Consider the following 12,562-nt stretch of genomic DNA (forward strand, 5'->3'; position numbering starts at 1 on the left):
TTTTGCACAAAAAAGGTATCAGGCAGAGCCTAATACCTTTTTTACTTCTTTGAAAAACTATACTTTTACCCTTTTATTTTTCGAGTTGTAACAGGAACACATACGGCTGGGGGACAGCAATTGTTTGACGCTTCAATGATGATTGGACAACAACCTTCAGTTGGACAAGTTTGACTATCTGCTGTAAACGTATAGGTTCCAATTTCACTCAATAACACTACATTCCCCGTTGCCACTGGTACAATTCCTCCGTCTTTAAACCATTTGACGTTCACATAGGTATCAGAGACACGTGCTTCTATTTTGCTACCTGTGCATAATGAAATAGGCACTGTAAAACATTGACGATCAATATCATCTTCTGAGTCTCTGTGATTGCAAGGAGTTGAATCTACGTCTTTTTCATTGGTCGTACAGACTTCAGCTACATTCAAATGAATACCCATTTGAACAGCTTTAACTTGATACGTTAATATAACCGTATCACCATTTGCCGCTAATGAACCAATGTTCCAACTAATTGTATTATTCACAAAACTTGCAGTACCTCGACTAGCCACGATACTTCCTACCACAAATTCGACGGTTGATGCCATACTATCTTTTACAGAAACCCCAGTTGCATTTTTAGATGCCTGATTATACACTTTTATTGTGTACGTAAGCACGTCGCCAATTCGTGCTACTTTCTTGCTAATCTGCTTCTTCAAAGCTACATCAACTGTGTCAATACAACTTTGTGCATTGATTGTTGCTGAGACTCGACTCGAACTAATGGCCGTTGGGCAAGAAGGGTCAGTGCTTCGGGCTTGAGCATAAAAAAAGATACTATTAACCATCGTACCGACAGGTTTGAAATCCAAACCTGTATGCATCAATACTCCTCCCGTTGGTTGGCTATACCACTCCACCGTAGCTAATCCTACAACGGTTGCTTTCAACGTTGGGAAGGTATCACCAATACAAGCCGTTAAACTCTGAATCGCGATTGTTGGAAGAGGAGGATTACAATTACAGTTAAGACCGATAATCACTGTATCCATTTTACATACCGAATTCAAGCTATCGGTGATTGTCACTAACGCTCCAGAAGGAATTCCTGACACTGTATAAGGGTTATTACCCGAAAGAACACCTTTGTTCACTTTAACAACCCCCAATTGATTTTGGACAGAGAACGTCATTGTATAGGTCTGTAAATCAGAAGAACAAATTGGCAAATTAGACATCGTGATTTTTGACATTGTGCAAGCTATAATTAGACCCGCATCAATTGTTGGATTATCTTTTGCAATACCTGAGCTCGTCGGGTCTATGGTTACTGTTGGGCTCCATCCCATCTCAGTGAAGTCGTTGTCGTTGGTATCAATACCTGCATCTTGCTTACTACTTACTGCACACTCTGTTGGAATTGTACGTAAATCCATTTGCACTTTGTAGTCGCCTTGAGATAGATTAGCAAATGAATAGTAGCCATTTTTAACACCATTATTAAAAGTTACAACGCTGTCTAGCTTAGTGGTTGCAACGCCATTTACAACAGACCACAGAATCATTTTCACTCCATTGACTCCGACTTCAACATCTTGTTGCAAACCATCGTTATTTTCATCTTTCCAAACATAATCTCCAAGGCTACCTTTTGCACAATTTTTGGTTTCTACCGATACAGTATCAATACAGCCATTTAAGGTATAAACAAATTGGTAAATACCGATAGAGGTCATGCCCGAAACAGCCCCCGCATTTGTCACATTCGCAACGCTTGGAGTTGAACCTAACTGGTTCCAGGTACCTCCTGAAGGGGATGCTGACAAAGCAACCGTTCCGACACTTGTACAAACTGCACTTGTTCCCAAAATATCTTGAACTGCATTTGGCTTGGCATTTACCGTCACCACCACGTTCGCTGTATCCTTGCAACCCGCCGCGTTTTGAGCAACCAACACATAGGTCGTCGTAGAGGCTGGTTTTACTGAACTTGGTGTTGTCACCGCCGTGCCGCCAACTGTCCCTACCGTCCAAACTGGACTCAAATACGTGGCGTAATTCGTGATTTTTGATGTTAAATCCACCGATTCTCCTGCGCAAAGTGTCGCACTGCCATCGGCGATGACAGGCTTGGCCAAGACAACTACTTGTGCCGTGTCAGTACATGTTTGACCACCACCCGTCACCGAGTACACAAACTTATACGTCCCTGCAGCATTCAAACCACTGATGGTGCCACTCACATCTATCGTCGCTGCACTTGGGTTGGATGGACTGCCAATTGGAGCCCATGTCCCTCCTGCCGTCACCGCCGTCAACTTCGCCGTACTTATTGGTTGACATACCGACACCGCGTCTGCTCCTGCATTCGGTTTGGTACAGACCGCACAAGAAGCAACTGTTACCGCTACCGTGTCTTTGCATCCAGATGTTGTCGTGTAAATAAATTGGTACGTCCCTACCACACTTATGTTCGTCACGGTGTTGCCAGAAATTGTCGCCGTGGCGGGTGTCGTACCAACCTGAGTCCACGTGCCACCCGCTGGGCTTGGTGATAAGGTATAACTTGTCGCCAAAGTATTATTTGCTGCGTTCACACAGGCTAACGTCGTGTCTTTGCCTGCATTTGGCTTGGCATTTACCGTCACCACCACGTTCGCTGTATCCTTGCAGCCTGCCGCGTTTTGAGCAACCAACACATAGGTCGTCGTAGAGGCTGGTTTTACTGAACTTGGGGTTGTCACCGCTGTACCGCCAACAGTCCAAACTGGACTCAAATACGTGGCGTAATTCGTAATTTTTGATGTTAAATCCACCGATTCTCCTGCGCAAAGTGTCGCACTGCCATCGGCAATGACAGGCTTAGCCAAGACAACTACTTGTGCCGTGTCAGTACACGTTTGACCGCCACCCGTCACCGAGTACACAAATTTATACGTCCCTGCTGCATTCAAACCACTGATGTTCCCACTCACATCTATCGTCGCTGCACTTGGGTTGGATGGACTGCCAATTGGAGCCCATGTCCCTCCTGCCGTCACCGCCGTCAACTTCGCCGTACTAATTGGTTGACATACCGACACCGCGTCTGCTCCTGCATTGGGCTTCACACAACCTGCACATGGCGCGACTGTCACTGCTACCGTGTCTTTGCATCCAGATGTTGTCGTGTAAATAAATTGGTACGTCCCTACTACACTCATGTTCGTCACGTTGTTGCCAGAAATCGTCGCCGTGGCGGGTGTCGTACCAACCTGAGTCCATGTGCCACCCGCTGGGCTTGGTGATAAGGTATAACTTGTAGCCAAAGTATTATTTGCTGCGTTCACACAGGCTAACGTCGTGTCTTTGCCTGCATTTGGCTTGGCATTTACCGTTACCACCACATTCGCTGTATCCTTGCAACCCGCCGCGTTTTGAGCAACCAACACATAGGTCGTCGTAGAGGCTGGTTTTACTGAGCTTGGTGTTGTCACCGCCGTGCCGCCAACAGTCCCTACCGTCCAAACTGGACTCAAATACGTGCCGTAATTCGTGATTTTTGATGTCAAATCCACCGATTCTCCTGCGCAAAGTGTCGCACTGCCATCGGCGATTACAGGCTTGGCCAAGACAACTACTTGTGCCGTGTCAGTACACGTTTGACCGCCACCCGTCACCGAGTACACAAATTTATACGTCCCTGCTGCGTTCAAACCACTGATGTTCCCACTCACATCTATCGTCGCTGCACTTGGGTTGGATGGACTGCCAATTGGAGCCCATGTCCCTCCTGCCGTCACGGCCGTCAACTTCGCCGTGGCCGTTGGTTGACATACCGAAGCCGCGTCTGCTCCTGCATTCGGTTTGGTACAGACCGCACAAGAAGCAACTGTTACCGCTACCGTGTCTTTGCATCCAGCCGTTGTCGTGTAAATAAATTCGTACGTGCCTACTACACTCATGTTCGTCACATTGTTGCCTGAAATCGTCGCCGTGGCGGGTGTCGTTCCTAACTGAGTCCACGTGCCACCCGCTGGGCTTGGTGATAAGGTATAACTTGTAGCCAAAGTATTATTTGCTGCGTTCACACAGGCTAATGTCGTGTCTTTGCCTGCATTTGGCTTGGCATTTACCGTCACTACCACGTTCGCTGTATCCTTGCAGCCTGCCGCGTTTTGAGCAACCAACACATAGGTCGTCGTAGAGGCTGGTTTTACTGAACTTGGCGTTGTCACCGCTGTGCCGCCAACAGTCCAAACTGGACTCAAATACGTGGCGTAATTCGTAATTTTTGATGTTAAATCCACCGATTCTCCTGCGCAAAGTGTCGCGCTGCCATCGGCGATGACAGGCTTGGCCAAGACAACTACTTGTGCCGTGTCAGTACATGTTTGACCGCCACCCGTCACCGAGTACACAAACTTATACGTCCCTGCTGCATTCAAACCACTGATGGTGCCACTCACATCTATCGTCGCTGCACTTGGGTTGGATGGACTGCCAATTGGAGCCCATGTCCCTCCTGCCGTCACGGCCGTCAACTTCGCCGTGGCCGTTGGTTGACATACCGAAGCCGCATCAGAGCCTGCATTGGGCTTCACACAACCTGCACATGGCGCAACTGTCACCGCTACCGTGTCTTTGCATCCAGATGTTGTCGTGTAAATAAATTGGTACGTGCCTACTACACTCATGTTCGTCACGTTGTTGCCAGAAATCGTCGCCGTGGCGGGTGTCGTACCAACCTGAGTCCACGTGCCACCCGCTGGGCTTGGTGATAAGGTATAACTTGTAGCCAAAGTATTATTTGCTGCGTTCACACAGGCTAACGTCGTGTCTTTGCCTGCATTTGGCTTGGCATTTACCGTTACCACCACGTTCGCTGTATCCTTGCAGCCTGCCGCGTTTTGGGCAACCAACACATAGGTCGTCGTAGAGGCTGGTTTTACTGAACTTGGGGTTGTCACCGCCGTGCCGCCAACAGTCCCTACCGTCCAAACTGGACTCAAATACGTGCCGTAATTCGTAATTTTTGATGTTAAATCCACCGATTCTCCTGCGCAAAGTGTCGCACTGCCATCGGCAATCACGGGCTTGGCGTTTACAGAAATTTTAACCGTATCAGAGCATCCAGAAACAGTGTAGATAAAATTAAAATCCCCACTTGCTGTAGTTGCAAAGCTAACGGTCGCAACCCCTGAGGTAGTAGCACCGAGTGTCCCACCCGATGGATTATTCCCTTGAGCTGTCCAAGTCCCCGTCGTTGGAGATGTCCCTGTCAAAGTTACGCTTGTTCCTGCGCATACTGTGGCTTGACTAGCTGCCGCATTCGGTTTTGCATCAACCGTTAATACAAAAGCATCGCTTGTACTTTTGCATGAGGCATCTAATTGGCACAAAGCATAATACGTGGTCGTTGTAGAAATACTAGGACTAGTAAGGGTAGTAGCCCCAATGGTGAACGAGGACGTTACATCCACTGTTAAACCAACATCGCTAAAAATTTTCAAAGTAGAGCCGCCAGTACAGTTTGTGGTAATTGTGGCTGTAAGGGTGCCTGTTCCACAACGACTAGCGTCTTCAACAACGGGTTTTACGACCGAACATGTTCCGTACCCTACATCAAAGCTATGATTATTTTGCCCTGCATAGCCCGTCGAAAAAGCAACTTTCCCGTCTGAAGCAGCATCAGAGTCCAACTGATCATTTGACCCAGTGTTTGAAACAGTTAGCGTTTTTGTACCTGATGTAGTTGGAAATTTTAGAATATATTGTGTATTGAAGGCAAGAGATATGTTATAAATTGCAGAGGGAGTACCAGTCCCAGACGCAGAAGAAAAGAAATAATTTCCATTAGCGTCTGTCGTTGCCACCGCCCCTGGAATAGCCACCCCGTTTTTGTCACAAAGAGTTACGGTAAGATTGGCAATACCAGCTTCCCCTGCATCCTGAATCCCATCGTTATCAGTATCTTCCCAAACTCGGTTTCCTATCTCAATAGGCGGATTGTCACACATCAATTCCAGATCCCCTAGCCCATTTGACTTTCCAAACAGGGTGTTATCATAACTATATGGAAAAATTTCATACGACTTATTAGTTGTCCCCGCTGTATTGCTCAACCAGAATACTCCGCCTGAAAAAGCATTTATAGGATCGGTTACAGGGACAGCTACTTCTCTTCTTCCAGGGAAGAGGGCGCTCCCCCCTTGAACGTTTTCTCCATGATAATACCCCAAAGAGTTATCACCCACGTAAAATTCACCTGCGGGCGATGTATAGCCTGTATTTGTTCCATTCAATGTTCCAGGCCCTTCACCATTGCCTGCCCCTGTCGTGGTCACTCCTCCAGAGGTACCATTACTTTCAAGCACATACGACCCATTTACCAATGCCGCTCGTAGTATATCCCCCCCCACTACGCTGCTGTATAATTTTGTATCACTGGGGTCTGTACTATAATTCAATGTACCTGTTTGGTGGCCTAAGCGGTCATTGAACGTCAATATCATTGCTTCATCAACGTCAAACTCAATGTCAGCTAAGATAGGTTGCGGATACACTGGATTGTTTTGGGGTTGTCCTGTATTGGGATCTGGATAATTCAGCCCAATCATCGGAAGCATCACATCTCTCCAAGGATTCCACTGAGTACCGTATTTAACGGAACCATGGTCACGGTCCCAAAAAGCAGGACCTTTGAGGTAATTAAGTGGAAATGAAAGAATGTTTGTAAATGTAGAACCATCCAAACGATATACACTTGCTTTTAAATCGCTGGTAGCCTGTGAAGTCAAGGCATCACAAATAGCTCCCGCATACAACTTGCCCTTATGATAGGTCAAAGCAAACGGACGTGCAGTTCCACCAGAACAGGCATCTGGAATAGCAATCCCCGACCCAACCAATGTTTTGGTTGCAATGTCGATAGTATATACTTTTTTATCAAAAAGATTGACCACAAACAACTGTTTGTTATCGTCTGATATATCAATATCGCCAAGCCCAAGTTTACCGATTAGCGGGAAAATATCACTATCACGCGAGGGACCCAGTAGGGTATTAGGTAACGCACGGGCTGCAATTGTAGGCATTTGGCTTAACCCAACATCAACCCCTAAACTTGCCAAGTCAAGCCAAAATGTGGCTGTACCTGACGGAGTGATTGAATAGATAGCCCCTATATCATCTTTGCCGTCGCTATTATTATCTTTCATTCCTACATGTCGCTTGATTAAAGATGCGGCATAAATAAGTTGAGATTCTCGGTTATAAGCGATTCCCCACGTTGACCCAATTTCCCCCGCATCCGCCAGCGGCACATGGTCTGCACCATGGGTAGTGCCTGATGCTGAATATGCAAATTTTACAAGCACATCCGTATCTGCGGCACCAGTAGGAGGGCGGTTGGCAACGTAACAAGGAATTACCATAGAAGGAGCCGATTGACAATAGTCTGCGGGGTAGTTTACAGCTAAGTTAACTGTCGTTTGAGCGGACGTTGGAAAAATGACCGTAGTATTTCCAATCGCTCCTTTTGAAGCAAAAGTGTAGGTATCAGGCATTACAAATTCCAAACGAATTTGTCCCGCAGTTCCTCCAGTTACAGTATATGCGCCCGTGGAATTGGTAGAAGAGCCACCTCCTGTATATGAGACTGTTAGAGCGGCACCATCTGGTTTTGTTGCATTAACAATCACTCCAGGCATCCCTATTTCAATGTGGGTACCTGATGTCTGGTATGTACCATTTGCATTAAAATCCTTAAAAACAGTCCCCGAAACTTGCGAATTAGCAGCAAAGGAGTAGATTACAAGGCATAATAGGCTCAAAAAAAATGGCCACTTATTAGCAAAATCAACTTGAACTGATACTACTAGAGGCTTTTTTAAACCACAATAAGGGTATATTTTTAACATATTTGACTTAATTTTTGAATTTAAAAGAGAACACATCTCCAATAAAATAGACAAATTTTATGCCAAAAATATACCTACAGCAAATAAATAATTATTTTACATACCCATAATAATTACCAATGACAATATGCAACTTTTTTTACACCAATAAAACATACCTTTATCATTGTTATTTTCTAAAAAAATCAACAAATCTCCTTTTTTTTAGATTTTTTTCAATAAAAGAGGATTTCTAAATTAATTTTTCCTACAAAACAAAAAAGGTATCGTTTAGACGATACCTAAAAAAAATAAGCAATACCACTTCTAATTATTCTCCCAACAAAAAAACGGTCGGTTTTTTGTGGAGCTCAGGTACCTGGGTTTTCCATTGTTTTACTGTCAACGTTTTGACAAATCCTTCTGGTGATGTCACGTTGCAAGCAACACAAACACGGGTATTTGGCTGGCATTGTGCCAGTATTTCCTTCATCATTTGGTTGTTCCGATAAGGCGTTTCAATAAAAATCTGGGTCTGCCTCTTGGCTATTGCTTCTTTCTCCAATTGCTTGACGGCTTTTCCTCTCGGAGCTCGGTCGATGGGCAAATAACCGTGAAAAACAAACGATTGTCCGCTCATGCCTGACGCCATCAATGCTAACAATAGCGACGAAGGCCCAACTAATGGCACGACCTCAATGCCCAATTGGTGCGCATATTTTACAGCTACAGCACCTGGGTCAGCAACGCCTGGGCAGCCCGCTTCCGACATGACACCCGCATCTTTGTTTTCGGCCAACAGTGCCTTCAGTTGCGCCAAGGTATCCGCCTCAGGGGTATTTTTTTGAAGTTCGTAAAAAGTGAGGTTTTCAATGGTTTTTCCCAAGCGCAAACTACTCACAAAACGGCGGCCAGTGCGCAACTCTTCGGCAAAAAACACCTCCAAATCTTTTACGGCCTCAGGTACATGGGCTGGCAAAACACGTTGCGTTGTCCCCTCAGCCAGAGGTGTTGGAATTAGGTATAGTTTCATTTGGCAAAGTTCATCAACGATTTTACGAAAGCCTCAGGTTGCTCTGCTTGTACCCAATGCCCTGCGTTTTCGATGGTATCGAGGGTCACATTCGGGAAAAGCGTCTGGATGGTCCAGAAATCAGCATCTTTGATATACCTCGACTCCGCACCTCGAATAAAAAGCGTAGGTGTTCGTATTGTTTGGGTGTTTTCCAAATCCGCCCCAATCAACTCGATGTATTGTTTTATCACGGGTAAGTTGATGCGCCACGCAAACACCCCTTCTTCGTTGCGGTACAGGTTTTTTAATAAAAATTGACGTACCGACGGGCTTGGTTCGTATTGACTCAAAATGGCCTCAGCTTCGTTGCGGTTTTGAATTTCGGTCAACGGAACGGCACTTAGCCCTTTTAAGATTTCGGCATGATGAACGGGGTACGACTTGGGAGCAATGTCAACCACCACCAATTTACTGAACGTGTCAGGATACAGCATGGCGTATTGCATCACCGTTTTCCCACCCATCGAATGCCCTACTAAAATCGGGTTTTCAATGTTATTTTGTTGTAAAAAATCGTGCAAATCCGTCGCTAATTCGGGATAGGTATGGCTGGGGGCATGAGGCGAACGTCCGTGGTTTCGCTGATCGACGGCATAGACCGAAAACCCTTGTTCTGCGATTACCTTACTTATTGTTAACCAGTTATCACACGACCCAAACAGTCCGTGTAAAATAACCAGTGGTTGCCCTGTGCCTACTTGACGAAAAAAAAGTTGCATATTTTTAACTGCCTAATTATCGCTTACGTTTTTTGGAAGATCTTTTTGCTTTGCCCGTCGCTTTAGCCGCTTTTTTTCGACGCCCAGCGACGGCTTTTGATTTGGTGCGTTTTGAAGCTGTGGCAGGTCGAACTACCGCTTCTTTGATTTCGCTTTCAACAACCGCTACATTCCCCGCTCTATCCCGCACCTCTAAGCGCAACGTACCTTCAAAATCGAGGGAATCCACCAGTTTGTCCGACCAAATATAACTGCGTTTGTAATCATAATTCATCAAGACCCACTCGCCATTGACGTAGGCATCAAAACGTTCAATACCCGACATGCCATCTGAGATTCGGGCCGAAATGCTTTTTTTATTGGCTTGAATCACCCGAACCGCAGGCGGTGCCTCGTCCGTTGCCAACCCAAAACTCCCCAGCTCACGGGTAGTAAAATCAATCGAATTGCCTTCCCACTTTCCCCCGACAAACCTCATGCGTCCGCCGTCTAAGCGGTACATGTGGGTTTTCTCAAGGTTTTCTGGCAAAATATCAGGTCGAAAGTTCACCCCTATCGCATCCCGAAGTGGTGTATAGACATCGTTGATAATCAAACCATTGGGGCGTGACTGAACGGCTAAATACAGCGTATCAAAAATGCTTTTATTACCAAAACGAATAGAAAAGCGGTCTTCTTTATACGTTTCAATTCGGTCGGGGCGAATGCGTTGCCGAAAATCGGTACGAAGTAGTTTGTTACCAATCCGAATCGAATCGGGCAAATGTTCGCGTAAATCCAGCAAATAAACCGTCTCTCCGTTTGATTTGTAGGCAGGTGAAAGCTGCAAGGGAGCACGTTTACTGAAAATTTCTGCGGGAACGGCTTGCGACAACCCCAACGCACTTATTTTTAAAACGTTTTCGGTCGCATCCGTTTTGATGTATGCCAAACTCGGTGCCTGTTCTGGCTCTCCCAAAGGCATCATAAGCTCCTCTGTAAGTTCTCCTTTTACCTTAAATCGCAGTATCGACGAATTTTCGTAGGAGTCAAAAAGCGTCACTTGTACTTCGTGCGTCAGCGTGTCCCGAATTTGAAGTTTTCCCCGATAGCCATCCGTCTTTTGGAGACCATACAAGTTCCCATCGGGGTTATAACATTTTAAATAACGAAGTCCGTTGCGTTGTTCGGTCGCGTAGTCGATGACATTGTTGTAGTCGCGGGTGCTCCAGCTGGGAAACGACGTCATGTTGTAAGCAAACACTTCTTTCCCGTCCAATTTGATTTCAACACAATTGACACCATTGCGAAAGTTGACACCGTTCATGGCATCAAAGGCAATCAGTTCTAACCCAATTTCCCCCCAAGCTTTCACGGTCTGACCAATGCTATAACTCCCGTCTTTTTGGCGAACAGGCCGAACACTGATTCGTTCAAACTCGCCATTGACACGACTTATCAATGACATCGGACGAATGGCCAACGAATTAAAATACGGGGGAACATCGTCTTCTACCTCCGCAAAATCAAAGAACAGGGGGTTCAAGTAATTGTCTTTTGAATCCCGAATTTCAAAGTGTAAGTGCGGTCCTCCCGACCCTCCTGTATTTCCTGACAGCCCAATCAATTCACCTTTTTGAACGGGAAATTGCTCGGGCGACGGGTTGATTTCTATTTCAAACGTTTTGCGTTCGTACTGTTTTTCCCGCAAATAACTCCCCATGGGGTCGGCAAACGACAACAAGTGCCCATAGACGGTGGTCATGCCGTTGGGGTGCTTGATAAAAATCACATTGCCATAACCTGTTGTTTGAACCTTGATTTTGGAAACATACCCATCGGCAGCGGCCAACACTTGCAAGCCTTCGCGTTGCTGGGTGCGGACGTCAATCCCCGCATGGAAGTGATTGGCGCGCAAGTCACCCAATACTCCCGCCAAGGTATTTTTTTGCCCAGGAGAAATCGGAAATATAAAATAGCCTTTGGGAAAGCTGGCTTTTTGAGCAAAGCTTCCAATGACAAAAAGGATACTGAAAAACGGTACGAGAATGCGTTTTATAACCATGTACTAACGTTGGTGTTTTCTTTTTTGGGGTTACTTTTTAGTTCACGAGGTTTTGAGAAACCTCGCGTCGGTTATTGTAACCGACGGCACTGACAATTTTTGGTTTACAGTTTCCTGTTTTGAGTTGCTACTTTCAATTCACGAGGTTTTGAGAAACCTCGCGTCGGTTATTGTAACCGACGGCACTTTAAACCGTAAACCTTTTATTTAACCTCAAATTCTAACATTTTTTTACCTTCAACGAAAGCCGTGAGCTTGTCGCCTGCTTTTACAGGGCCTACTCCTTTGGGCGTACCCGTAAAAATCAAGTCTCCTGTTTTGAGCGTAAAAAAGCGAGATATAAACGATATAATGTAGTCTATTTTGAACAACATCAACGAGGTATTGCCTTGTTGGCGCGTTTCACCATTTACTTCCAAATGGAAATTGATGACTTGCATATCCGCAAATTCTGCCTTTGAAACAAAGTCGGAAATTGGGGCGGAACCATCAAATGCCTTGGCCAATTCCCACGGTAAGCCTTTGGTTTTTAGCTTTGATTGTAAATCACGCGCGGTAAAATCAATCCCAATGCCTACTTGGTCGTAGTATTTATGGGCAAATTTTTCGTCAATGTTTTTACCCATCTTACTGATTTTCACCACAATCTCTACTTCATGGTGAACATCTTGGGAAAAATCAGGCAAATAAAATGCGGCCCCATCTTTCAATAACGCCGTGTCGGGCTTTTGGAAAATGACGGGATCTTCGGGAATGGCATTTTGAAGTTCGTGAATATGATCAACGTAGTTGCGGCCTATGCAAATGATTTTCATAATTTTCTGGATTTTACGCCCACAAAACTACGGACTAC

The 12,562-nt window shown here is 45.6% G+C and carries 5 protein-coding genes; all 5 read right to left on the minus strand.

Annotated features, from left to right (window positions below; translation table 11 throughout):
* Positions 1-65: 65 nt before the first annotated feature.
* The 5 genes from AC23N5_RS20825 to AC23N5_RS20845 all read right to left on the minus strand — a co-directional run bounded on the left by AC23N5_RS20825 (position 66) and on the right by AC23N5_RS20845 (position 12,524).
* Entirely contained in the window at positions 66-7,805 is a 7,740-nt protein-coding gene (locus AC23N5_RS20825; RefSeq protein ID WP_487757097.1) for an SdrD B-like domain-containing protein, read from the minus strand.
* Positions 7,806-8,202: 397 nt separating this feature from the next.
* Entirely contained in the window at positions 8,203-8,904 is a 702-nt protein-coding gene (locus AC23N5_RS20830; RefSeq protein WP_487757098.1) for an SAM-dependent methyltransferase, read from the minus strand.
* Positions 8,901-9,665, minus strand: a complete 765-nt coding sequence (locus AC23N5_RS20835) for an alpha/beta fold hydrolase (RefSeq protein WP_183978107.1) — start codon at positions 9,663-9,665, stop codon at positions 8,901-8,903. Before AC23N5_RS20835 ends, AC23N5_RS20830 begins: the two co-directional genes overlap by 4 nt.
* A gap of 16 nt (positions 9,666-9,681) precedes the next feature.
* On the minus strand, positions 9,682-11,709 hold the full coding sequence (locus tag AC23N5_RS20840) for a M23 family metallopeptidase (protein WP_487757099.1): 2,028 nt from the start codon (positions 11,707-11,709) through the stop codon (positions 9,682-9,684).
* A gap of 203 nt (positions 11,710-11,912) precedes the next feature.
* Positions 11,913-12,524, minus strand: a complete 612-nt coding sequence (locus AC23N5_RS20845; RefSeq protein ID WP_487757100.1) for a fumarylacetoacetate hydrolase family protein — start codon at positions 12,522-12,524, stop codon at positions 11,913-11,915.
* Positions 12,525-12,562: the final 38 nt, after the last annotated feature.

It is taken from the genome of Runella sp. R5_40, from assembly GCF_057652295.1.